Origin of the sequence: Thermosediminibacter litoriperuensis (assembly GCF_008124715.1) — a bacterium.
Taxonomy (GTDB): Bacteria; Bacillota; Thermosediminibacteria; order Thermosediminibacterales; family Thermosediminibacteraceae; genus Thermosediminibacter; species Thermosediminibacter litoriperuensis.
Window position 1 is genome coordinate 43,584 of the sequence record NZ_VNHO01000006.1, and the last position, 22,289, is coordinate 65,872.

Here is a 22,289-nt window from a genome sequence, read left to right on the forward strand (position 1 = left end):
AAACTTTCAAAAAAATCCTGTTTTGGGGGTGAGTACGATTAACTTGGGAATTGTTGGGGCGGGCAAAGGTGGTACGGCAATTCTCAAGGCGACTTATGGACTACCGGATGTGCGCATCGCCGGGGTTGCAGACATAGACGAAAACGCTCCGGGGATAAAACTGGCTAAGGAAAAAGGAATCAGAATTTTTCGCGATTGTCTTGAGCTGTTACAAACGCCACAATTAGATTTAGTGATCGAAGCGACGGGAAATCCTAAAGTTCAGGAACTGCTTTACACTCATAAACAAGAAAAAACCGTGATCATCGACGCCTATGCTGCTCGGTTGATGATGACTATCGTCAATGCTAAGGAAGATATGGTTAAAAAACTACATGCCCAAGCGATGGAATTAGCTACTACAGCTGAGGAGTTGAGCAATACCCTAAGAGAAATCGCTGGTGCTGCCAAAGAACTGGCTGTCGGGGCTGAGGAGCTTGCCGCTCAAGGGCAGAGCTTAAACGGATCTGTCAGCAATGCAAAGAGCCATGTACAAAAAATAGGTGACGTTCTCAGTTTTATCAAAAAAGTCGCCGTTCAGACCAACCTTTTAGGGCTGAATGCAGCTATAGAAGCAGCGCGGGCTGGAGAACAGGGGCGCGGCTTCGCCGTTGTAGCCGGTGAAGTCCGCAAATTAGCTGAGGATAGTGCGAGGGCTGTTGAGCAAATCGGAGAGATTTTGAAAAATATCGAAAGATCGGTTGGAGAGATCATCGAGGGAATACTAGGAACCAGTCAGGTTACTGAGCGCCAAGCGGGTGTAACTCAGCAGATTGTGGGACAGATCGAGCAACTGAAACAGGTGGCGGAAAATCTCAGGAAAGTAGCAGGGCAGTTGGCTGCCCTGAGCTGACGGAGATACCAGCTTGCAGCTTTTGAAAACGGAAGGCGTGGCTGCTGCTTGCCCGGCGAAAGCCCGGCCGGGACCCCGATCGGCTTTTCTAAAGGTCGCGGTGCACTTACACTTTTTTTAAAAGTTGCTTTTTGGCGTGATAAATAATATAAATAAATTGTATGATTGTAATATAATTATAAATTGAATCGGTCCTGACGCAAGGGGTAGCCTGAGCGAAGGGAGGGAATGTGAATGAGCGGGTCTCATATACGTGCATGTAAGGCTTTTCCTCCCGGAGGAAAAGCTTTTTTGTTAGGGCTGCTGAAGAGACATTTGTGACCCCGCCTTTTTTGCGGTAGAAAGCCGGAGATAATTAGTTACTAATTTACTAATAAGGGGAGAGGATTATGATTCACACCGGTAAAAACCGGGACATGGAGGAACTGAAGGCCGATTTCATAGACGACGAAGCGATAACCCGCGCTCTGGAGGCCGGGAAAAGGGTTTCCAGAGAGGGCATAAAGGATATCCTGAAAAAAGCCGGGGAAGCGAAAGGTCTCGACCTGGAAGATGTGGCGGCCCTTTTGCACTGCGATGATGACGAGTTGCTGGAGGAAATGTACGTCACGAGCAGGGAAATAAAAGACAGGATTTACGGCAACAGAATAGTGATCTTTGCACCCCTCTACTACAGCGATTATTGCGTAAATAACTGCCGCTACTGCGGTTACAGGAGGGATAACAGAACCCAGCGCCGGCGACTTACAATGGAGGAAGTGAGGCGCGAAGTCGAGATCCTGGAGGATATGGGGCACAAGCGGCTGGCCCTGGAAGCCGGAGAAGATCCGGTGAACTGCCCGATAGAATACACCCTTGAAGTGATAAGGACCGTTTACGATACCCGTTTAAAAAACGGCAGCATCCGCCGGGTGAACGTGAACATAGCGGCCACCACGGTGGAAAATTACCGAAAATTAAAGGAGGCCGGTATAGGAACCTACATTCTCTTTCAGGAAACCTACCACAGACCCACATACAAATACATGCACCCGTCGGGCCCCAAGAGTGATTACGATTACCATACCACCGCTATGGACCGGGCCATGGCAGGCGGCATTGACGATGTGGGGTTGGGTGTTCTTTTCGGGCTCTACGATTACAAATACGAAGTGCTGGCGCTTCTCCAGCATGCACGGCACCTGGAAGAAAACTACGGCGTCGGCCCCCATACCATATCTTTTCCCAGGATTAGACCGGCTCTGGGCGTAAGCGTAAAGGACTTCCCGTACCTGGTATCCGACAGGGAATTCAAGAAGATAGTCGCCATAGTGCGGCTGGCGGTACCCTATACCGGTATGATTCTGTCGACCAGGGAGCGCCCCGACTTCAGGGAAGAGGTAATCTCCGTGGGCATCTCTCAGATAAGCGCCGGGTCGTGCACCGGAGTCGGAGGGTACTACGATGAAATATCCCGTAGAAACCAGGGATCCCACGCCCAGTTCCAGGTGGAGGATCACAGGACCCCCAACGAAGTTCTGCTTTCCCTGTGCGAGCAGGGGTACCTGCCCAGCTACTGTACTGCCTGCTACCGGAGCGGACGTACCGGCGACAGGTTCATGCAGCTGGCCAAATCCGGCAATATTCACAACTGCTGCCAGCCCAATGCCATCCTCACCTTTAAAGAATTTCTGATGGACTACGCAGACCCCCAGCTTAAGGAACTGGGAGAAAAAGTTATAAAAAAGAGCCTCGAAGATATCCCCAATCCTACCGTAAAACAAAAGACCCTGGATAGGCTTGCGAGAATAGAACAGGGCGATAGAGACCTGTTCTTTTAAAAGGTGGCTGCCATGTCGGAACACATTATAGTATGCTCCACAACAAGCCACATGCTTAAGGGCGAGAAGGCGTTGAGGACGGCGGGTATACCCGTCCGCCTCATACCTACCCCGAAAAAATACGGCCGGCTCTGCACGACCGCTATCGTCATCCCCACGGAGATGAAGCCGGCGGCCGAGGCTATACTCCAAAGGGAAAAGGTGGAATATACGGGCATCTATGAGTTCGAGCCCTTTAGGGTGGATAACCTTCTTCCCGCGGACGGAGGGGTGGGGGAGGATTTCGCCGGTCTGATTAAAAAAATAGAATCCGGCCGGGACCTCACCCTAAAAGAGATTGAACGCCTGCTGGCTTCGGAAAACCCGCTGGAAGTGGAGGCTCTACTGGCGGCCGGGGACCGGATGAGGCAGAAGACCGTCGGTGACGTGGTGGATATAAGAGGTGCCGTGGAATTTTCCAATTACTGCAGAAAGAATTGCAACTATTGCGGCCTGCGGAGTGGAAACACCAGTTTGCCGCGCTACCGCATGACGCCGGAAGAAATCATAAAAGTGGCCGTTGAAATGAAGCGGCTGGGTCTTTCCACAGTGATACTCCAATCCGGAGAAGACCCCTGGTACACCGGGGAAAAAATAGTCGAGATCCTCCGGGGTATCAAAAGGGAGACCGGCATGAGGATAACCCTGAGTATAGGCGAGAGGCCCAGGCGGGAGCTGGAGGCCTTCCGGGAGGCGGGGGCCAACAACTACCTCCTTAAAATAGAGTCGGCAAACCGGGAGGTCTTTGCTCTGGCTCACCCCGACGACGATTACGACGTCCGGGTGAAAAACATTCGCGACCTGAAAGAACTGGGGTACGTCACGGGTTCCGGGTGTATAGTGGGACTGCCGGGCCAGCGGCCCGGACACCTGGCGGAGGATATCGCCTTTTTGAAGGATATGGGTATAAACATGGTGGGGTTAGGGCCTTTTCTCCCCGCCAGAAACACGCCCTTCGAGAACATGCCGCCGGGCGACCTTTTGATGTCTCTAAAGATGGTGGCCGTGGCCCGGCTGGTGCTCAAACACGTCTTCATACCCTCGACGACCGCGATGGCCACCCTGTCGCCGGATGGGCAAAAAAGAGGACTTCTTTCGGGAGCCAACGTGATAATGGTGAACTTCACCCCGCCCCGATTCAGAAAAGCCTACGAGATATACTCAAACAAAGCGGTCGTAACGCTGCAGTCAGCGGTGGATCTGGTAAAGAGTCTGGGAAGAAAGCTGCCGCCGTATTTAAAAGAATTTGTGTGACGCCCATGACTGTACCTTTATAGAAATCTTTTACCCTCCCGGGGCGCTGTTATATCTGCGAAGGGTCTTTTCGCAGATACTTTTTTATGATAAAGTATTTATTGATTCCATAAAAGAGGTGCTTCCAATGACCTATTTTGACAATGCGGCCACCACTTGGCCCAAACCAGAAGAAGTTTACAGAGCCGTTGAAGACACCATGAGAAATTTCGGCGGGAACCCGGGCCGCAGCGGCCATAGGATGGCTCTAGCCGCCGCCCGACTGGTGTACGAGGCGAGGGAGGCCCTGGCCGAATTTTTCAACGCGGAGAGTCCGACGAATATAGTTTTCACAATGAACGCCACCGATGCCCTCAATATAGCCATAAAGGGTGTGCTCAAGCCCGGCGACCACGTTATAACTAGTTCCATGGAGCATAATTCGGTGGCAAGGCCGATCTTCGCCCTGACAAAATCCGGGGTGGAATGGGATATCGTAAAGTGCGGCAGCGACGGCACCCTGGATCCCGACGACGTAGCCAAGGCCATAAAGCCCAATACACGCCTTATTGCAGTGACCCACGCCTCAAACGTAACCGGAACTATCATGCCCGTAGAGGAAATCGGAAAAATTTCCCAGGAAAAAGGCGTTATCTTTCTGGTAGACGCCGCCCAGTCGGCCGGGGTGCTGGAAATCGACGTGCAGAAGTTGAATATAGATCTTCTGGCCTTTCCGGGCCACAAGGGCTTGTATGGTCCGCAGGGGATCGGGGGGCTTTACGTCAGGGAGGGGTTGCACCTGACTCCTATCAGGCAGGGAGGCACCGGCAGTTTTTCCGAAGAACTGGAGCAGCCCGGAATTCTACCGGACAGGCTGGAGTGCGGCACTCTTAACACACCGGGAATAGCGGGTCTTGTCGCCGGTGTCGGCTTTATTAAAAAGAAGGACCTGAAAAACATCCGCTCCCACGAAGAGCAGCTGACCCGAAGATTTCTCGAAGGCCTTAAGGAAATTGACGGTGTTACCGTTTACGGTCCCGCAGAGGCGGCCGGTCGCTGTGCTGTGGTATCCCTGAATTTAAAAGACATGGATTCGGCGGAGCTTGCCTACCTGCTGGATAGCCGGTTCGACATCCAGGTGCGCCCGGGGCTCCATTGCAGCCCCCTAGCTCACCGGACTCTGGGCACCGAAGACCGGGGAACTGTCAGGTTCAGCTTCTCGGTATTCAACACCGTTGAGGAGATAGACAGGGCCCTGGACGCTCTGAGAGAGGTCTCTACGGGCAGCTGGTAATTTTATGGATCAGGGGAGATGGCGAAATTGTTGGGAACCATCGTAAACTCCATGGCTATTATAGCAGGGGCCTTTATGGGGAACGCCCTGAAGGGCCGGTTTCCGGAAAACATCAGTTCCACTGTAATGCAGGGCCTCAGCCTGGTAATAATGCTTATCGGGCTTTCCATGGCCCTGGAGACCGAAAACCTGCTGGTCGTGACCTTAAGCATAGTTACGGGGGCGATAGCGGGAGAGGCGATGCGGATAGAAGAACGGCTCAACCGGCTGGGTAAGAACCTGGAAGAGCGTTTCGGCAGCGGTGACGGCGACTTCACCAGGGCTTTCGTCTCCGCCAGCCTCGTATACTGCGTTGGAGCCATGGCTATCATGGGAGCCATCGAGAGCGGCCTTACCGGGAATCACAGGATACTGTTCGTCAAGTCGATTCTGGACGGGGTTTCTGCGGTGGTGTTTTCGTCGAGCTTAGGGATAGGCGTGGCTTTCTCCGCCGTACCTGTTTTCCTATACCAGGGGGGTATAGCCCTGGCGGCCGGATTCATTAAATCATACCTTACCGATACCATAATAACCGAAATGACAGCCGCCGGAGGCCTGCTCATTTTCGGGATAGGTGTCAACATGCTGGAAGGCAGAGCGCGCATAAAGGTGGGAAACCTGCTGCCGGCGATTTTCACTGCCGTAGTCATTACCGTTTTCCTTTCGCGTTTTCCGATACTGTAAAGGCTGGTTTGGAGGAATCTATATGATCTCGGATTTCACAAAATTTCTAAACGATTTAATCGTCGTGAACCTGGACAGGGTGTTGCTTTTGGTCACCGTTATGTCGCTTTTAAGCCTCATTTTTTTCATAGTTATAAACGTCAGACTCTCGTCAATTTCCAAAAAATACGCCGCCATGATGCGGGACGTGAACGGCAAAAACCTGGAAGCCGTACTGATGGAGTACATGGATAGCGTCGCCAGGGTAACATCCGATATCTCGGAACTGAAGGACCAAGTAAAGGCCCTCGAAAAAGAGAGCCTGGCTGCGGTCCAAAAAGTACATATCAAGAGATACAACGCCTTCGACGATATGGGCGGGAACTTGAGCTTTTCCGTCGCCTTTCTAAACGGACATAACAGCGGAGTTATAATTTCCAGCATTTACGGCAGGGAAGAAAGCCGGGTATACCTGAAACCCATAGTGAACGGCAATTCTACGTATACGCTGAGCCCGGAAGAAAAAGAAGTACTGGAAAAGGCTGTTTCCGGAGGAGGATTTTTGACAGGTAACGACGAATTTTAATAATTCAAATGCAGTGTTTGGACAAGTCCAGCAAAATAAAGGGGGAATGGGGGGCAGGTGAAAGGAAGAAAAAGGGAAAGATTTATCACTTTAATGATAATACCGCACTCGGAGAAGTCCACTTTTTCTATTTCAGTTCCTTTCTCTTTCATAAAAGCTGTGAAGTACATAGCCGCCGGGACGGCAGTGGCCGTGGCGGGAGCGTCCATTTATTTTTTCGTTTCTTACAGGGAGCTTAAGGCCAGGAACGAGGAGCTGGCGGTTAAGGCTGGAAAATACGAAGCGGTACAAGCCCGGCTGGAATATTTTGAAGAAAAAACCAAGAGCATGGAGGAAAAAGTAAAAAAGCTGGAGGAACTGGATGCAAGCCTGAGGGAGATGCTTAAAAACGATCCGGAGCTGAAAGCCAAGCTGGATCAGAAGATTTCGCCGCCCTCTCAGCCTGCGGGGCTTGCCAGTAGGAGCGGCATCGACAGGGAAAGAGCCCTTGAGCAGCTTGAGGAGCTTGACAAGAAGCTGGAGGATCAGGAAAACAGCCTCGAGCAGCTGGTGGCCGCGGTAGAGGCCAGAAACAAAAGGCTGGCCTGCACCCCCTCTATATGGCCTCTGAAGGGAGAAGTAACATCCAGGTTCGGATACAGGCGTTCCCCCTTCGGCCGGAGCATAGAGTTTCACGACGGCCTTGACATAGCGGCCCCTTACGGAAGCCCTATAAAGGCCGCCGCCGATGGTAAGGTTACCTTTGCCGGATACATGTCCGGTTACGGCTATACGGTGGAGATAAGCCACGGTTACGGCATTAAGACCGCTTACAGTCATGTCTCCAGAATTCTGGTGAAGGCGGGACAGCAGGTCAAGAAAGGAGACATTATAGCCAGGGTGGGAAGTTCCGGCAGGAGCACAGGACCCCATCTTCACTACATGGTAAAAGTAAACGGCATCCCCAGGAACCCTGAGGAATACTTGGATTAAGGGGGGCTAGCATGTTCGGCAAAAGAGGCGAAAATGTGGATATAAATACCGATCGGGTGGATACACTCCTGGGAAAGGGGACGGAATTTAAAGGCACTGTTAAGGCCAGCGGCGTGCTTCGCGTCGAAGGCAGGATTGAAGGGGAAATAGAGAGTTCCGGTGATATAATCATTGCCGAAGGCGGTGTCGTCAACGCCCAGATAAAGGCCAGGAATGCCATCGTGGCCGGGGAGATCAACGGAAACATGATCCTGATCGGGAAGCTGGAAATAAAATCTTCCGGCAAAGTGCTGGGGGATTTGAAAGTAGAGGGCATTACCATTGAGGACGGGGCGGTTTTTGAAGGCAGGTGCGAAATGAGCAGGGAAAAAAAACCAAAAACTCAAAAAACGGACCCAACGTAAGTTGGGTTTTGCTTTGGTTCGTAAAGGAGGTTGAATATTGAAAATATTTTTTATAGTTAATCCGGTCGCCGGCAGGAAAAAAGCTCTGGCGATTTGGGAAAGTTTAAAGCCTCTCATAGATTATCCCTACGATTTCGCCCTGACGGAAGGTCCGGGCAAAGCCACCGCCATAGCAAAAGAGGCCGTGGAGGCGGGATACGACAGAATAGTGGCTGTAGGCGGCGACGGCACTGTGCGGGAAGTGGCCCGGGCCTTGTCCGGTACCGAAGCCCTGCTGGGGGTGATTCCGGCTGGCACCGGCAACGATTTTGTGAGGTCGGTGGGCATTTCCCAGAACCCTCAAAAAGCCCTGGAAACCGTCAAAAACGGCAAGGTCAGGAGCATCGACTTAATAAAAGTGGACGACAATTGTTTTATCAACGTGGCCGGCACCGGCCTTGATGCGGAAGTGGCCGATGCCGTCAATAAATACATGAGGTTTTTAAGGGGTACGCCAGCATACGTGATGGAGCTTGTCAAGGCCCTGGCGACATTTTCGCCCCGGCGGGCGGTTATCGAAATCGACGGACGGGTGCTGCACCGTAAAGTCTGGCTTGTATCTATCGGCAACGCCCGTTATTACGGCGGCGGTATGATGATATGCCCCGACGCCCTGCTCGACGACGGGCTGCTGGACGTTTGCATAGTGAACAGCATCGGCAGGATGGAGCTTTTAAGATTCCTGCCCAGCGTGTTTACCGGGAAGCACAAAAATCATCCCGCTTACGAGGTTTTCAGGGGCAAAAAGGTAAGGGTTGAGTTCGAAAGGCCCACGAAAGTCCACGCCGACGGCGACGTGATAGGCACCACACCTGTAGAATTCTCTGTGGAACCCGGTGCTTTAAAAGTGATAACGGGAGAGTATAATTCTGCCAGCTTCCGACAAAAATAAATTCGGGAGGTGGCAGGATGTCCCGGGTGATAGCCCTGGAGGATGGATTGGAGGAACTGGGCCAATACTTGAGGCAGCGGGGATTTATCACCGTACCCTGGAGCCAGGTCAGCGGTCCGGTAGACGCCGTGGTATACACCGGTAGAAAGCTCAAGGAGATAACTATGACACCTTATAACAGCTCGTCAGAAGAGCTGTCCGACGAACTAAATCCGGGGAGCCCCTTTGGGGTGCTGCTGGTAAACGCTGAAGACAGGACCCCGGAGGAGATTTATGAGATAATAAAAAACCGGATCTACGAACATTTTATTTAACGAGAGGTGGTGCCTGATGAAAAAAACCGTTGCTGTGGACGATTCTCTGACCTATGTAAAGGAACTGCTGGAGGAAAAAGGATACGCTGTAACCCGCATGGGGGATAACAGGGCCGATGCCATAGTAGTAAACGGCATCGACGCTAACTTTTCTGGTATTGAGGATACCACGTTTAACATCCCGGTGATCAACGCCGAGGGTAAAACCGCCCTCCAGGTTCTTGAGGAACTGGAAGGTAAGTTGTGATTTATGGCAGGAGCCCGGCCGTCACGCTGCAAAAATCAGGTCACTGTACCGGAATCGGATATAACTCCGCACCAAAAAAAGGCTGCCCAAGGCAGCCTTTTTTAAACGAAAAATTGTTTCATTCCCAGGGTTATGCCTTCTGAAATGGTCTCGGCCATTCTCATGACCAGGAACAGGCGGGTATTCTGCAGTACGAAGAATTCCATAAACCCCCCCACGTTTACTATGCCGGTTATGTGCAATCTGCCCACCGGCGGCAGGTCCTTGTTGACCCCGGCGCCCGGTTTAATGGGGCCTTTCCCAATTTTTACGGTGCCTATGTTTTCCGAGCGGCCCAGGGAGGCGTCCACTGCTATTATGTAAGGTTCCCTGTAAAGGCTGTAAATTTCCTGGATCACCTTTTGGAGATTACCAGCGTGGACGGGCTCGGCCAAACACCCCAACACCCTGGCATTGGGGAAACTTTTTTCCTTCAGCCTGTTTCCCACCAGCGGGCCCAGAGAGTCCCCGGTGGAACGGTCGGTGCCTATGCATAAAAACACTACCGGCGACGGAGGATAGTAAGTTTCAGCGAGGATCTTGACGAATCCCCGGGCGATGGTCTCTACGGCGTGGGGGCTATCTATATGAACCCTCAGACTGTAGGGCTTCAATACTTGGGGGTCCAGCAGCATGTAATGCCTCCTCGAACCGTTTTTTAACATTATATGTAATTTCACAATTGAGTATTCATATGCTAATATAAAATAAAATTATAAAAAGGGGGTAAACGGAAGGGATTTCTGGGAATAAATAGAACTTTATATCTAAGAAAGGAAGGGGGGAAGGCCCATGAACTGGCTTGACATATTGCTCATAGTTCTGTTTTTAAAGAGTGCCTTTGAAGGTTTTTCCAGGGGTTTTCTGCTCTCGGCCTTTAAAATCGCAGGGGTATTGACAGCCCTTTACGTGAGCGTATTCTACAGGGATGCGGCGGTGGGGTTTATGAAGGGGAGCCTGAAGATGGAAGAGGCGCTTTCGCCGGTGTTAAACCTGACCAAGTTGCCGGGGACGGCCCAGGCTGTTGAAGCCGGCGCTACCGGCATCAACGCGCTTCTGGAAATGGCCCTGTCGGCACTGGCCTTCCTGATAATCTTTTTGGCAGTTCAGGCATTGTTCGCCCTGGTCGGCTTTTTCCTGAGCGGGGTATTCAGGTTTTCGCAGCTTTCATTCCTGAACCGCATAATGGGTCTGAGTTTCGGGCTGCTCTCCACCTCCATATGGATTGCCCTCGTCAGCTCGGTGCTCACGCCTTTTGTCATGGCGTGGCCCGGCAGCGTTCTTGAAAGGGGTGTAAGCGGTTCCTATATCCTGCAGCACATGAAGTTTCTGGATTTTATCCTGCCCGTTGTGGTAAAATTGATATGAAGGGCGGCCGGAGAAGGCTGTCAATTGAATATTGCTGGAGGTAATTGACATGGCTATAGAAGTGGACTGCAGGGGGAAAAAGTGCCCCGAACCCGTAATTATGACCAAAAAAGCCCTGGACTCCATCGACCGGGGCAGAGTTGTCGCCGTTGTGGACAACGAAGCGGCCCGGGAGAATATCATCAAGTTCGCCAGGAACCAGGGATACGGTTATCTCGTAGAATCTAAAGGCGGCTACTATTACATTTCCATCGACAAGGAACCGGTAGCAGCGGGGGAAGCGGTGAAAGATGGGAGCTGCGATGCCGTACCCGCCGGCGGATCGCCCTACGTGCTCCTGGTTACGGGCGACACCCTGGGGCGGGGGGCGGAGGAGCTGGGGAAACTCCTGATGAAAAATTACTTTTACTCCCTGAAAGAAGCGCCCCGGCTGCCGGAGTGCGTCCTGTTTTTGAACAGAGGGGTTTACCTGACTATCCAGGGGTCGGAAGTTCTGGACACCCTCAGGGAACTGGAATCCAGCGGTATGGAAGTCCTCTCCTGCGGTACATGCCTCGACTACTACGGTTTAAAGGAAAAACTGGCTGTAGGGAGCATCACCAACATGTACACTATTGCAGAGAAGATTTCCAGGTTCAGGACGATTACCATTTAACAGGAGGTAGGTCCTGGTGGATTACCTGCTCGTAAGGGATATGATTTACGGACTTCCTCCGGTTTACAGGTACGCTGTAAAAACCATTTTAATCCTGTTTTTGGCATCGGCGGTCATAAGGGTTGGAGCGGGGGTTATAGACCGCCTGTTCGCAGTGAAATTTAAGAAGATATCGGTGGACGAGAGCAGGATGAGGACCCTTGCGGGCCTGCTGAAGAGCATCCTTCGCTATACTGTATATTTTATAGCCATAGTAGTATTGCTGGAGACCTTCGGCGTGAAAACCACATCAATTATAACAGCTGCAGGCATAGGGGGTCTTGCCATTGGTTTCGGCGCCCAGAGCCTTGTAAAGGACGTTATATCCGGGTTCTTTATAATCTTCGAGGACTATTTTCAGATAGGTGACTACATAGAAGCCGCGGGAGTTTCCGGCATAGTGGAGGAAATGGGCCTCAGGACCACAAAGCTGCGGGATTTTGGCGGGCAGCTCCACATAATCCCCAACGGGGAGATTACCCGAGTCACCAATCATTCGAGGGGCAACTTGAGAGCAATGGTGAACGTGAGGGTGGCCTACGAGGAGGATCTGGACAGGGTCCTGAAAGTGTTGGAAGAAGTGGCCGGTGAAATCCGGCGGAAAAGAAAGGATATCGTGGAGGGTCCCACGGTGCTCGGCGTCAGCGACCTGGGCCCAACTGAAGCGGTTATAACCATATGGGCTAAGACTCTGCCGATGCAGCAGTGGAGCGTGGAGAGGGAACTCAGGAAGGCCATAAAGGAAAGGTTCGACAGGGAGGGGATAGAGATTCCGTATCCCAAAATGGTGGTCGTCGATAAGACACGCCAGGAGGAGGCAAAAAGTTGAAATTCCATATCGGTGATGTAGTCGAAATGAAGAAAAAGCACCCCTGCGGCAGTTTTCAGTGGGAAATCTGGAGGATGGGAGCCGATTTCGGCATAAAATGCCTGGGGTGCGGGCGCAAGGTCATGATACCGAGGTCTAAGTTCGAAAAAAGCGTCAGGAAGATAATAAAGTGCGTCCAGCCGGAGGACCTTGAAAAACCCTTTGATAAATGATATAATACGCAAGAAGCATCTCTGCTCTAGAAATGATCTAGGGCCATAGTCCGAGGAGGTGAAAAAATGAGGGAGTACGAAACCATGTACATCCTCGACCCCGAACTCGATGAAGAGGCGATCAACGGCCTGGTGGACAAGTTCAAGGCTCTCATTGAGGAAAGAGGGGGAGAGGTAAGGGAAATCGACCGGTGGGGAAAGAGAAGACTCGCCTATCCAATCAACCACCGCAAAGAGGGTTACTACGTGGTGATGAATTTCGCTTCGGACCCTTCCGCGGCCCAGGAGATGGAGAGGGTTTTCAAGATAACCACCGGAGTGCTCAGGTACATCATTTTCCGAAAGGATAAATAAAGGGGTGAAAACCTTGAACAAGGTTATTCTAATAGGGAGGTTGACGAAAGACCCCGAACTGCGGTTCACCCCTGCCAACGGAGTGGCGGTGACCACCTTCACCCTGGCGGTGGATAGGCCCTTTTTAAACCAAAAGGGGGAGCGTGAAGCCGACTTTATACCCGTTGTGGTATGGAGGAAGCTGGCGGAAACCTGCGCCAACAACCTCAAAAAGGGCCGGCTGGTGGGCGTATCCGGGAGGCTTCAGGTGAGATCCTACGAAACGCCCGGCGGGCAGCGGCGCTGGGTTACCGAAGTGGTCGCCGATGAAGTGCAGTTTTTAGACAGACCCAGAGCGAACGAAAAGGATCCCGGTTTGGGTGCAGCCAACGAGGGAATAGAAGATATAGACTTTGATTTCAATTTCGATGAGAGCATCTCGGAAGGCGACGATGTACCTTTTTGATGAAAAGGAGGGAAAGGGTTGAAAGCCAAGAAGAACAAGAAGAAAAAGGTATGCAGCTTCTGCATGGATAAGATAGATTCCATCGACTACAAGGACGTTGCAAGGCTCAGAAAGTTTATAACCGAGAGGGCCAAGATCTTGCCCCGGCGTATAACCGGTAATTGCGCAAGACACCAGAGGCAGCTCACGGTTGCCATAAAGAGGGCGCGTAACATAGCCCTGTTACCTTTCACGAGCGAGTAAGAGAGGGGTATACCCTCTCTTTTTTGTAAAGGTGAGGAGGAAATCAATGCAACGCTTCAGCACAAAAGCTGTAGTGGAAGGAGCGCTGCTATCGGCGATAGCCATAATACTCAGCCTTTTTTCCATGTACGTACCCGCCCTGGGGCTCTTTCTCGACCTGGTGCTGCCGGTGCCCGTAATCATACTGGGTATGAGGCACGGCCTCAAGATCAGCCTGCTTTCGGTGGCGGTTACCGGACTGGTGACCGCCATGTTCTCAGGCCCCCTTAGAGCCCTCACAGTCGTGCTGAGTTTTGGTTTGATGGGCACCGGAATGGGGTGGGCGTTGAAGAAAAATTACCCGCCATTCAGGGTTTTCGCCGTGGGCGCGGTGGCCGCCCTGGCGTCGAACGTGGCCCTTTTCCTGTTATCCCTTATGATAATGGGCATAAACCCCTTTCTCCAGGAGATAGCTGCTTACAGGGAAGGTCTTTCAGCTGCCGCGGAGATTTACAACCGCATGGGCGTTAATCCCGAAACGGTCAAAACAGCGATCGAGATGTACGAAAAAATGCTGGATATAATGCCCCTGGTGATACCGGCGATCCTGGTACTGGCCTCGGTCACCAGCGCTTTTTTGAGCTACCAGATTTCCAGGCTGGTGCTAAAGCGCCTGGGATACGGAATAGAGGACTTTCCGCCTTTCTGGCAGTGGCGGATGCCGGTCTACACCGTATTTTTATTCCTGCTGGGGCAGATCGCCGTAATATTGGAAGTTTACTGGCCGGCGGGTATTTTAAAGCAATTGGGGTTTAACCTGCAGATGATATTCATCTTCGCTTTTTTCGTCCAAGGATTATCCATCCTGAGCTTTTACTTGGGCAAGTACAATGTCTCAAAACCCGTCAGGGCGCTGGTCGTCCTTTTTGTGTTCACCAACCCCTTTTTTGCCCAGCTGATCCTCTTGGCCGGAATGATGGATACTTTTTTCAATTTCCGCGGGTTGTGATTCAGGGAGAGTAATTTATGCGGCGAAATTTCTTTGACTTTATCAAAGAAAATAGCCTGCTTCTCGGTCTGATCGTCCTCCAGCTTGCGGCGACGGCCTTGACCAGCCTGAAGGCCGCTGTGGGGTTTTGTGTTCTATTTGTCCTCGTTTTGCTGTATATTTATTTACGGAATCGGGAGCGGAAAAAACCGGCCGAAGAGGCCGCAGACAGGGTGGAGCTTTTTGGATGTCCGATTGAGGCCAATCTGGTACTTATGTACATTCAGGTGGACAATTATGACGAGGTCATAGCCGCTACCCCCGAAGAAAACCGCCCCGAGCTGATGGCCAGGATAAACAAGGTATTAACCCAGTGGGTCCAGGGGTTGGATGGGTTTATAAAGAAATTCGACGACGACAAATTTCTGGCAGCAGTCACGCTGAACAAATTTCACCAGGTGGAGGAGGACAAGTTCGGAATCCTGGAGAAAATCAAGGAGATCAGAACCGCCAGCGCCATGCCCGTCACTCTCAGTATAGGCGCGTCTTACGGGCGAAAGAGCCTGCAGGAGTTAAGCAGGATTGCCCAGGACGCTCTGGAGCTCTGCCTGGGCAGGGGCGGGGACCAGGCGGTGGTGAAGACCGAGTCAAAGACTTACTTTTACGGCGGAAGGACGAAGGAAGTGGAAAGGTACACCCGTGTAAGGGCCCGGGTGATCGCCCATGCCCTGCGGGACCTTATGGAAGAATCGGATCTGGTGCTGGTGCTGGGACATATTTTTCTGGATATGGACGCCCTGGGTGCCGGGGTGGGCATAGTAAAGGCTGCCAGGTGCCTGGGCAGGGAAAGTTTCTTCGTGCTCTCCCCGGACCAGAGCCATGCGGTGGAATCGCTCCTCAACCTGCTGCTGGAAGACGAGGAAATAAAGAAGACCTTTATCAGCGAGAAGGCGGCCCTTAACCTTCTGACCAGGAAAACCCTCGTTGTCATCGTGGATACCCACAGACCCTCCTTCTGCTATTCCCAGGAGCTCCTTAAGAGGGCCGAGAGGGTGGTGGTGATAGACCATCACCGCCGGGGCGAAGAGTTTATCGAGAAAGCCCTGCTGGTTTACCTGGAACCCTACGCTTCGTCGACCAGCGAGATGGTCACGGAGATGCTGTCATACATTGACGAGGTGAAGCTTACTCCGCGGGAGGCCACGGCGCTTCTAGCCGGCATCTGTGTGGACACCAGAAATTTCGCCTTCAAAACGGGTGTCAGGACCTTCGACGCAGCCTCCTACCTGAGGAGGTCCGGCGCCGATCCCACTGTGGTGCACAGGCTCTTTCAGGAAGAACTGGGTGAATTCAACCGCAGGGCCGAAGTGGTGAGAAGGGCGCAAATCCTGCCCGGCAACATAGCTGTATCCTACTACGACTATAAGCCCGAAAATCCGCGGCTTGCCGCTGCTCACGCCGCCAACACGTTACTTGAGATAAAAGGCGTCTTTGCGGCTTTCGTACTGGTACCTATAGACGAGGGCATAGCAATAAGCGGCAGGTCCCTTGGTGATATTAACGTCCAGAGAATTCTGGAGAAGCTGGGCGGCGGAGGTCATATGGCCGTGGCCGGAGCCCAGATTCCGAACGTTACTATGGAAGAAGCTATAAACCGATTGAAACATGCCATCGAGGAATTTATGAAAGAGGGGGATTCCAGTTGAAGGTGATACTCCTTCAGGACGTAAAAAGCCTTGGCAAAAAGGGCGACCTGGTAAATGTCGCCGACGGTTACGCCAGGAATTTCCTTTTCCCAAAAAATTTGGCCGTAGAGGCCACTCCGGGAAACCTGGCTAAGCTGGAGCAGGAGAAAAGAGCCAGGGAAAACAAACTGGCCAGGGAAAAGCAAGAGGCCGAAGAGCTGGCCGGGAAGATCAAAAGCAGCACCGTAACATTGAAAGTCAAGGCCGGCGAACAGGGTAAGATATTCGGGTCGATTACCTCAAAGGACATAGCGGAAGCTTTAAACAAACAGCACGGGCTGGATATAGACAAAAGAAAGATCCAGCTGGATGAACCCATCAAATCTCTGGGCAGCTACGAGATTACCGTAAAGCTGCACCCGGAAGTTGAGGCGAGGCTTATCGTCAGGGTAACCGAAGGGTGATATTCATGAATTTGATGCCTCCGAAGGTGCCTCCGCATAATATGGAAGCCGAACAGTCGGTTCTGGGGTCCATGCTGCTTTCCAGGGAGGCCATTTACGTGGCGTTGGAACGCCTGAAAAGTGAAGATTTTTATATCGAGGCTCACCGCAGGATATTCGAGGTCATTGCCGAGCTCCACGAGAACAGGGAGCCCGTGGACCTTATAACCGTCACCGAAACACTGCGTAACAGGAAGATGCTGGAACAAGTGGGCGGCGTCACCTACCTTACCACCCTTACCGAGGTGGTCCCCACTCCCGCCAACATAACCCAGTACTGCAAGATCGTCGAGGAAAAAGCCTTACTGCGGCGCCTTATCGAGACCGCGTCCAAGATTCTATCGCTGGCTTACGAGCCGAAGGATGACGTGGAGGAACTGGTGGACGAGGCCGAGCGAAGGATATTCAGCATAGTTCAAAAGCGCAGGGTGGAGAACTTCCACCATATAAAAGACGTGCTGTTATCTACCTTCGAGCGCATCGAGCAGCTCTACAATTCAAAGGGCGGAATAACCGGGGTACCCACCGGATTCCCCGACCTGGATGCCATGACTTCCGGCCTGCAGCCCTCGGACCTCATACTGGTGGCCGCCAGGCCCAGTATGGGCAAGACCGCCTTCGCTCTGAACATAGCCCAGAACGCGGCCATAAGACACCGCATCCCTGTGGCCATTTTCAGCCTGGAAATGTCCAAGGAGCAGCTGGTGCAGAGAATGCTCTGTGCCGAGTCCAATGTGGACAGCCACAAGCTGCGCACCGGAAGGCTTGAAGAGGACGACTGGCCCAGGCTGGCCCGGGCTATGGGCCCGCTGTCGGAAGCCCCTATATACATAGACGACACCCCGGGCATCACCTGCCTGGAGATCAGGGCCAAAGCTCGAAGGCTCAAAGCTGAAAAGGGACTGGGGCTCGTTGTGATCGACTACCTGCAGCTCATAGCAGGCAGGGGGCAGTCGGAAAACCGGCAGCAGGAGATTTCGGAGATCTCGAGGTCCTTAAAAGCTCTGGCAAGGGAGCTCAACGTCCCGGTGGTGGCGTTGTCTCAGCTTTCCAGAGCCCCGGATGTCAGGGCCGACCACCGGCCGGTGCTCAGCGACCTGCGCGAATCGGGCAGCCAGGAGCAGGACTCGGACCTGGTAGCGTTCTTATACCGCGAGGATTACTACAATCCCGACACCGACAGGAAGAATATCGCCGAAGTCATTATAGCAAAACAGAGAAACGGTCCGACGGGGAAAGTGGAACTGGTATGGCTTTCCCAGTATACCAAGTTCGTGAGCATAGAAAAACACCGCCAGATCGATGCGGCGAAGTACGCTTAAAATGCGGTTTCGGAAGGAGGGTCAAGCGGTGCCTGCACAAAGAGGTGATCGGGATACCGGGGTCGAAGAAGTATTGAAGAAGGTTTACATATTTTCCGGCCTCTCCGAAGGTGAATTAGCCAAAATCAGGGGTCTTGTAAATACAAGGCATTATAAAAAGGGCACCGTTGTCTTTTTCGAAGGAGAACCGGGCGAGGCGGTGTACTTTGTAAAGTCGGGCAAGGTAAAGGTGTACAAGTCCGACGATGAAGGCAAGGAGTATATCCTTCACATCTTTGGCGAGGGCGAGGTTTTCGCCGAGGTTGTGCTCCTGGGGGGAGGGCCGTACCCAGCCACTGCGGAAGCGGTGGAGGATACGACTGTAGGATTTATAAAAAACGAGGACCTGGAGCGCCTGATAAGCGAAACTCCGGGTCTTGCCGTGAAGATTATAAGAGTAATGGCCTCCAGACTCCGGGACTCCCAGGACAAAATAAAAGACCTGGCCTTGAAGGACACCTACGGCCGTACCGCCTGTCTGCTTCACAGGATATCCATGAATTACGGGCAGAGGACATCCCGGGGTATCGAGATAGACCTGCCGGTTACACGCCAGGAGCTGGCGGCGCTGGTGGGTACCTCCCGGGAAACGGTGACCAGGATTCTGGGCCAGATGAAAAAAGAGGGCATAATAGACATAGATAGGCAAAAGATAATAGTGATAAACGAGCAGAAACTGATGAGATGTGTAAGAGAATAACAGCGCGGCCTTCCGGCCGCGCTTTTGCAATCGGAATCAAATAGGCCATAACAGGGATATAGTGCGGAATAACACGAATGTTATGTAATATTATTACGTTAAATATTCGCTCATTAGGTTGACATTGCCGGCTTCCTCTGTTATTATAATTTAGGCTGTGAAAATTTTTAATATTCCCGGGGGATGCGAATAATATTTTATAATGTGCGACTTCATCAACGGCAGGGTGGTGGTAATATGCCAAGACACTACGATGTCATAATAGTCGGGGCGGGGCCTGCAGGGATTTTTACCGCCCTGGAGCTGGTGGATAAGGACAGGGACCTCGAGATACTGATCCTGGAAAAGGGTAGGGATATCGACGCAAGGCTGTGCCCTTCCAAGGAAAAAAGGATCCAATGCCTTCATTGCGAGCCCTGTTCCATAGTAAACGGGTGGGGAGGAGCCGGAGCCTTCAGCGACGGTAAGCTCACCCTGACTACGGAATTCGGGGGATGGTTGGACGAATACATCCCTAAAGAAGAAGTGGCAGAACTGATCGAATACGTGGACAGGGTGTTCCTCAGCTTCGGAGCCACCGAAATAGTGCACGGTACCGACCAAGAAAAGGTAAAGCGACTACAGCAGAAGGCGGCTACCGCCGACCTCAGACTGATACCCGCCAGGGTTAAGCACCTGGGCACCGAAAAGTGCTGGAATATATTAAAGGAAATGAGGAATTACCTGGGCGGAAAGGTGGACATAAAGACATCCACGCCGGTAAAGACCATTAAGGTTGATGACGGCAGAGTTATAGGAGTTTTTACCGAGAGCGGAGAGGAATATACAGCCGATTACGTGGTGGCCGTACCCGGAAGAGAAGGGGCTGAATGGTTCGCCCGGGAAGCCCAGCGACTGGGGCTTGACATGGTGATAAATCCCGTTGACATAGGGGTGAGGGTGGAAGTCCCGGCGGTGGTCATGGAACCCCTAACCGATGTAGTTTACGAGTCAAAACTGGTCTACTACTCCAAGTCCTTTGACGACAGGGTGAGGACCTTCTGCATGAACCCCTACGGCGAAGTCGTAATAGAAAACAACAGCGGGCTCATCACCGTAAACGGCCACAGTTACGCCGACAGAAAAACTGAAAATACGAATTTTGCCCTGCTCGTGAGCAAGACCTTTACCCAGCCCTTCCGTGAACCCATCTCTTACGGCAAGTATATAGCCACCCTTGCAAACATGCTGGGAGGCGGCGTGCTGGTTCAGAGGTTGGGAGATTTTCTATCGGGCAGGCGTTCAACCCCCGAGAGGATAAAGAGGGGACTGGTGGAGCCCACACTCAAGGAGGCCACGCCGGGAGACCTCAGCCTGGTATTCCCCTACAGGCACATGGTAAGCATCCTGGAAATGCTCCAGGCCATGGATAAACTGGCACCGGGCGTCTACTCCCACCATACCCTGCTGTACGGTGTAGAGGTGAAATTTTATTCCGCCAGGCCTGCGCTGAATTCAAGCCTGGAAACTCAGATCAGGAACCTTTTTGCTGCGGGAGATGGGGCGGGCGTTACCAGGGGACTGGCCCAGGCGTCGGTTTCCGGGGTCATTGTTGCGCGGGAAATCCTGAACAGGAAATTGAACAGGACCGGGACATAATCTTAAGGGGTGAGAAAATGCCAGGAGTTGTTGTAATAGGCACCCAGTGGGGGGACGAGGGTAAAGGGCGCATAGTCGACTACCTGGCCCAGAGGGCCGATATCGTGGTGCGCTATCAGGGGGGTAACAACGCCGGACATACGGTGGAAGTCGGCGACGTAAAGTACAAGCTTCACCTCATACCCTCCGGAATCCTCCACCCTGGTAAAATCTGTATAATAGGCAACGGAATGGTGGTCGACCCCCTGGCCCTTATAGACGAAATAAGGTACCTGGAGGGCCATGGTATAGACGTGAAATCACATCTGCGGATAAGTGACCGGGCTCACGTAATAATGCCCTACCACAAGCTGCTGGACGGGCTGATAGAGGATAAGAAAGGAGAGTACCAGCTGGGCACCACCCGGAGGGGAATAGGGCCCGCTTACGTGGACAAGGCCGAGAGGATGGGCATCAGGATGTGCGACCTCATGGACCCGGAAGTGTTCGAGGAAAAGCTGGATCTGAACCTGGAGGGGAAAAACCTCCTTCTGGAAAAGGTGTACGCCGCTGAAGGCCTGGAAAAGGGCCCAATCCTGGAAACCTACCTGAAAGCCGCTGAGGAGCTGCGGGGTATGGTATGCGACACCACCGCTGTTATATACGAGGGAGCCAGGGCCGGAAAGCGCATCCTCTACGAAGGAGCCCAGGGCACGCTCCTGGATGTGGACCTGGGGACCTACCCTTACGTCACCTCTTCCCACCCCATAGCCGGTGGGGTCTGCATAGGCGCTGGAATAGGTCCTACTATGATAGACGGTGTGGTGGGCGTGGTGAAGGCCTATACCACAAGGGTCGGCAAAGGTCCCTTCCCCACCGAACTATCCGACTTCACCGGGGACTATATAAGGGAGCGGGGGTTCGAATACGGTACCACCACCGGCAGGCCCCGGCGCTGTGGCTGGCTGGACGCGGTGATGCTTAAGTACGCCGTCCGGGTGAACGGGCTTTCGTACCTTGCCATAACGAAGCTGGACACTCTGGGGGGCCTGGAAAAGGTCAAAATATGCACCGCCTATGAATACAACGGAGAGGTAATAGATGACTTCCCGGCGAGCCTCAAGGTCTTGGGAGAATGCCGGCCGGTTTACGAGGAGCTCCACGGATGGGATGCAGACGTATCAAACATCACGGAATACGACCGGCTGCCTGCCAACCTGCTGAAGTTTGTAGAGCGCATCAAGGAGCTCACCGGTGTGGATATCTGCTTTATATCGGTGGGACCGAAGAGGAGTCAGGGTTTCGAACTCATAAGGCTTTTTTAAACTGCAGGGAGAAAGTTTAGGGGGTTGACATATTTTTTGTTTTATAGTAGTATATAACTTGCCGTTTGCTTTTAACGGCAGCAAATAAGCTGTGTGAGCCATTAGCTCAGTCGGTAGAGCACCTGACTTTTAATCAGGGTGTCCCGCGTTCGAGTCGCGGATGGCTCACCATTTTTGTGGCCCCGTGGTCAAGTGGTTAAGACACCGCTCTTTCAAGGCGGTAACAGGGGTTCGACTCCCCTCGGGGTCACCATTTTTTTTGGAATCTTGACTTGGGTTTTAAAGTTGGTATATAATATAAATGAATTCAGGTCGATGGGCGGAAGTAGCTCAGTGGTAGAGCATCGGCTTCCCAAGCCGAGGGTCGCGGGTTCGAATCCCGTTTTCCGCTCCATTTTTATTTTTGAAGAAAAAGGGTTCCGGCCATTCTTTACGATGCCGGAGCTTTTTTATTTTTGAATAATTGGTTTACAAAAAGAAAAAATTATAATAAAATGTAAACTAGGCAGGTGA

General features: G+C 52.4%; 26 protein-coding genes and 3 tRNA genes. 28 read left to right on the forward strand and 1 reads right to left on the reverse strand.

What is annotated here, in order from left to right; all coding sequences use genetic code 11:
* Positions 1-43: 43 nt before the first annotated feature.
* The 11 genes from LZ11_RS12860 (at position 44) to LZ11_RS03575 (ending at position 9,434) form a co-directional block, all read left to right on the forward strand.
* The gene (locus LZ11_RS12860) at positions 44-892 is read left to right on the forward strand and encodes a methyl-accepting chemotaxis protein (protein WP_281282700.1); all 849 of its coding nucleotides are present in this window, start codon (positions 44-46) and stop codon (positions 890-892) included.
* A 416-nt stretch (positions 893-1,308) separates the two neighbouring features.
* A complete protein-coding gene (hydG, locus tag LZ11_RS03530) occupies positions 1,309-2,712 on the forward strand; it encodes a [FeFe] hydrogenase H-cluster radical SAM maturase HydG (RefSeq protein ID WP_148866593.1) in 1,404 nt (467 codons plus the stop codon).
* Between the two features lie 12 nt (positions 2,713-2,724).
* The gene (gene hydE, locus LZ11_RS03535) at positions 2,725-4,005 is read left to right on the forward strand and encodes a [FeFe] hydrogenase H-cluster radical SAM maturase HydE (protein ID WP_148866531.1); all 1,281 of its coding nucleotides are present in this window, start codon (positions 2,725-2,727) and stop codon (positions 4,003-4,005) included.
* A 127-nt stretch (positions 4,006-4,132) separates the two neighbouring features.
* Positions 4,133-5,278 carry an aminotransferase class V-fold PLP-dependent enzyme gene (locus tag LZ11_RS03540; RefSeq protein ID WP_148866532.1) on the forward strand — a complete coding sequence of 382 codons (1,146 nt, stop codon included), beginning with the start codon at positions 4,133-4,135 and terminating at the stop codon, positions 5,276-5,278.
* Positions 5,279-5,305: 27 nt separating this feature from the next.
* Positions 5,306-6,001: a DUF554 domain-containing protein gene (locus LZ11_RS03545; protein ID WP_148866533.1), complete on the forward strand. Its 696-nt coding sequence runs from the start codon at positions 5,306-5,308 to the stop codon at positions 5,999-6,001.
* Positions 6,002-6,023: 22 nt separating this feature from the next.
* A complete protein-coding gene (locus LZ11_RS03550; RefSeq protein ID WP_148866534.1) occupies positions 6,024-6,566 on the forward strand; it encodes a DUF4446 family protein in 543 nt (180 codons plus the stop codon).
* Positions 6,567-6,623: 57 nt separating this feature from the next.
* On the forward strand, positions 6,624-7,538 hold the full coding sequence (locus tag LZ11_RS03555; RefSeq protein ID WP_148866535.1) for a M23 family metallopeptidase: 915 nt from the start codon (positions 6,624-6,626) through the stop codon (positions 7,536-7,538).
* Between the two features lie 11 nt (positions 7,539-7,549).
* Positions 7,550-7,942, forward strand: a complete 393-nt coding sequence (locus LZ11_RS03560; protein ID WP_148866536.1) for a bactofilin family protein — start codon at positions 7,550-7,552, stop codon at positions 7,940-7,942.
* Between the two features lie 37 nt (positions 7,943-7,979).
* Complete coding sequence (locus LZ11_RS03565; protein ID WP_170240272.1) at positions 7,980-8,873, forward strand: diacylglycerol/lipid kinase family protein; 894 nt, start codon at positions 7,980-7,982, stop codon at positions 8,871-8,873.
* A 17-nt stretch (positions 8,874-8,890) separates the two neighbouring features.
* Complete coding sequence (locus LZ11_RS03570) at positions 8,891-9,187, forward strand: YkuS family protein (RefSeq protein WP_148866538.1); 297 nt, start codon at positions 8,891-8,893, stop codon at positions 9,185-9,187.
* A 16-nt stretch (positions 9,188-9,203) separates the two neighbouring features.
* Positions 9,204-9,434 carry a YkuS family protein gene (locus LZ11_RS03575; RefSeq protein WP_148866539.1) on the forward strand — a complete coding sequence of 77 codons (231 nt, stop codon included), beginning with the start codon at positions 9,204-9,206 and terminating at the stop codon, positions 9,432-9,434.
* A 101-nt stretch (positions 9,435-9,535) separates the two neighbouring features.
* Here the strand turns inward: LZ11_RS03575 and yyaC are convergent, their stop codons facing one another.
* Positions 9,536-10,108 carry a spore protease YyaC gene (yyaC, locus tag LZ11_RS03580; RefSeq protein ID WP_148866540.1) on the reverse strand — a complete coding sequence of 191 codons (573 nt, stop codon included), beginning with the start codon at positions 10,106-10,108 and terminating at the stop codon, positions 9,536-9,538.
* A 157-nt stretch (positions 10,109-10,265) separates the two neighbouring features.
* On the opposite strand from yyaC, the gene LZ11_RS03585 reads away from it, so the two are divergent.
* The 17 genes from LZ11_RS03585 (at position 10,266) to LZ11_RS03665 (ending at position 22,170) form a co-directional block, all read left to right on the forward strand.
* Positions 10,266-10,841, forward strand: a complete 576-nt coding sequence (locus tag LZ11_RS03585) for a CvpA family protein (protein WP_148866541.1) — start codon at positions 10,266-10,268, stop codon at positions 10,839-10,841.
* A 49-nt stretch (positions 10,842-10,890) separates the two neighbouring features.
* A complete protein-coding gene (gene yedF, locus LZ11_RS03590) occupies positions 10,891-11,496 on the forward strand; it encodes a sulfurtransferase-like selenium metabolism protein YedF (protein ID WP_148866542.1) in 606 nt (201 codons plus the stop codon).
* A 16-nt stretch (positions 11,497-11,512) separates the two neighbouring features.
* Positions 11,513-12,364, forward strand: a complete 852-nt coding sequence (locus tag LZ11_RS03595; protein ID WP_246110696.1) for a mechanosensitive ion channel family protein — start codon at positions 11,513-11,515, stop codon at positions 12,362-12,364.
* A gap of 26 nt (positions 12,365-12,390) precedes the next feature.
* On the forward strand, positions 12,391-12,576 hold the full coding sequence (locus LZ11_RS03600) for a DUF951 domain-containing protein (RefSeq protein ID WP_342782587.1): 186 nt from the start codon (positions 12,391-12,393) through the stop codon (positions 12,574-12,576).
* 66 nt (positions 12,577-12,642) lie between these two features.
* Positions 12,643-12,930 (forward strand): 30S ribosomal protein S6, encoded by a 288-nt coding sequence (gene rpsF / locus LZ11_RS03605; protein ID WP_148866545.1) that lies wholly within the window; start codon positions 12,643-12,645, stop codon positions 12,928-12,930.
* A 13-nt stretch (positions 12,931-12,943) separates the two neighbouring features.
* Positions 12,944-13,375, forward strand: coding sequence for a single-stranded DNA-binding protein (locus tag LZ11_RS03610; protein WP_148866546.1), 432 nt, complete (start codon positions 12,944-12,946; stop codon positions 13,373-13,375).
* A gap of 18 nt (positions 13,376-13,393) precedes the next feature.
* On the forward strand, positions 13,394-13,618 hold the full coding sequence (rpsR, locus tag LZ11_RS03615) for a 30S ribosomal protein S18 (RefSeq protein ID WP_148866547.1): 225 nt from the start codon (positions 13,394-13,396) through the stop codon (positions 13,616-13,618).
* A 46-nt stretch (positions 13,619-13,664) separates the two neighbouring features.
* Entirely contained in the window at positions 13,665-14,606 is a 942-nt protein-coding gene (locus LZ11_RS03620; RefSeq protein ID WP_148866548.1) for a YybS family protein, read from the forward strand.
* Between the two features lie 17 nt (positions 14,607-14,623).
* Positions 14,624-16,291, forward strand: a complete 1,668-nt coding sequence (locus LZ11_RS03625) for a DHH family phosphoesterase (protein ID WP_148866549.1) — start codon at positions 14,624-14,626, stop codon at positions 16,289-16,291.
* Positions 16,288-16,734, forward strand: coding sequence for a 50S ribosomal protein L9 (gene rplI, locus LZ11_RS03630; RefSeq protein WP_148866550.1), 447 nt, complete (start codon positions 16,288-16,290; stop codon positions 16,732-16,734). Before LZ11_RS03625 ends, rplI begins: the two co-directional genes overlap by 4 nt.
* Positions 16,735-16,739: 5 nt before the next feature.
* A complete protein-coding gene (dnaB, locus tag LZ11_RS03635; protein WP_222927174.1) occupies positions 16,740-18,095 on the forward strand; it encodes a replicative DNA helicase in 1,356 nt (451 codons plus the stop codon).
* 28 nt (positions 18,096-18,123) lie between these two features.
* A complete protein-coding gene (locus tag LZ11_RS03640; RefSeq protein WP_148866551.1) occupies positions 18,124-18,834 on the forward strand; it encodes a Crp/Fnr family transcriptional regulator in 711 nt (236 codons plus the stop codon).
* Between the two features lie 237 nt (positions 18,835-19,071).
* Complete coding sequence (locus LZ11_RS03645; protein WP_148866552.1) at positions 19,072-20,472, forward strand: NAD(P)/FAD-dependent oxidoreductase; 1,401 nt, start codon at positions 19,072-19,074, stop codon at positions 20,470-20,472.
* A 17-nt stretch (positions 20,473-20,489) separates the two neighbouring features.
* Positions 20,490-21,776, forward strand: coding sequence for an adenylosuccinate synthase (locus tag LZ11_RS03650; RefSeq protein WP_148866553.1), 1,287 nt, complete (start codon positions 20,490-20,492; stop codon positions 21,774-21,776).
* Between the two features lie 95 nt (positions 21,777-21,871).
* Positions 21,872-21,947: transfer RNA gene (locus LZ11_RS03655), tRNA-Lys, on the forward strand.
* Between the two features lie 7 nt (positions 21,948-21,954).
* A tRNA-Glu gene (locus LZ11_RS03660) sits at positions 21,955-22,029 on the forward strand.
* Between the two features lie 66 nt (positions 22,030-22,095).
* Positions 22,096-22,170: transfer RNA gene (locus LZ11_RS03665), tRNA-Gly, on the forward strand.
* Positions 22,171-22,289: the final 119 nt, after the last annotated feature.

Excerpts from the sequence above, each read along its gene's own strand:
- rpsF (WP_148866545.1), top strand. The coding sequence starts at position 12,643 with ATGAGGGAGTACGAAACCATGTACATCCTCGACCCCGAACTCGATGAA.
- hydG (WP_148866593.1), top strand. The coding sequence starts at position 1,309 with ATGGAGGAACTGAAGGCCGATTTCATAGACGACGAAGCGATAACCCGC.
- LZ11_RS03650 (WP_148866553.1), top strand. The coding sequence starts at position 20,490 with ATGCCAGGAGTTGTTGTAATAGGCACCCAGTGGGGGGACGAGGGTAAA.
- LZ11_RS03585 (WP_148866541.1), top strand. The coding sequence starts at position 10,266 with ATGAACTGGCTTGACATATTGCTCATAGTTCTGTTTTTAAAGAGTGCC.
- LZ11_RS03625 (WP_148866549.1), top strand. The coding sequence starts at position 14,624 with ATGCGGCGAAATTTCTTTGACTTTATCAAAGAAAATAGCCTGCTTCTC.
- LZ11_RS03540 (WP_148866532.1), top strand. The coding sequence starts at position 4,133 with ATGACCTATTTTGACAATGCGGCCACCACTTGGCCCAAACCAGAAGAA.
- yedF (WP_148866542.1), top strand. The coding sequence starts at position 10,891 with ATGGCTATAGAAGTGGACTGCAGGGGGAAAAAGTGCCCCGAACCCGTA.
- LZ11_RS03570 (WP_148866538.1), top strand. The coding sequence starts at position 8,891 with ATGTCCCGGGTGATAGCCCTGGAGGATGGATTGGAGGAACTGGGCCAA.
- LZ11_RS03550 (WP_148866534.1), top strand. The coding sequence starts at position 6,024 with ATGATCTCGGATTTCACAAAATTTCTAAACGATTTAATCGTCGTGAAC.
- yyaC (WP_148866540.1), bottom strand. The coding sequence starts at position 10,108 with ATGCTGCTGGACCCCCAAGTATTGAAGCCCTACAGTCTGAGGGTTCAT.
- LZ11_RS03620 (WP_148866548.1), top strand. The coding sequence starts at position 13,665 with ATGCAACGCTTCAGCACAAAAGCTGTAGTGGAAGGAGCGCTGCTATCG.
- hydE (WP_148866531.1), top strand. The coding sequence starts at position 2,725 with ATGTCGGAACACATTATAGTATGCTCCACAACAAGCCACATGCTTAAG.
- LZ11_RS03645 (WP_148866552.1), top strand. The coding sequence starts at position 19,072 with ATGCCAAGACACTACGATGTCATAATAGTCGGGGCGGGGCCTGCAGGG.
- LZ11_RS03560 (WP_148866536.1), top strand. The coding sequence starts at position 7,550 with ATGTTCGGCAAAAGAGGCGAAAATGTGGATATAAATACCGATCGGGTG.
- LZ11_RS03600 (WP_342782587.1), top strand. The coding sequence starts at position 12,391 with ATGAAGAAAAAGCACCCCTGCGGCAGTTTTCAGTGGGAAATCTGGAGG.
- LZ11_RS03575 (WP_148866539.1), top strand. The coding sequence starts at position 9,204 with ATGAAAAAAACCGTTGCTGTGGACGATTCTCTGACCTATGTAAAGGAA.
- dnaB (WP_222927174.1), top strand. The coding sequence starts at position 16,740 with ATGAATTTGATGCCTCCGAAGGTGCCTCCGCATAATATGGAAGCCGAA.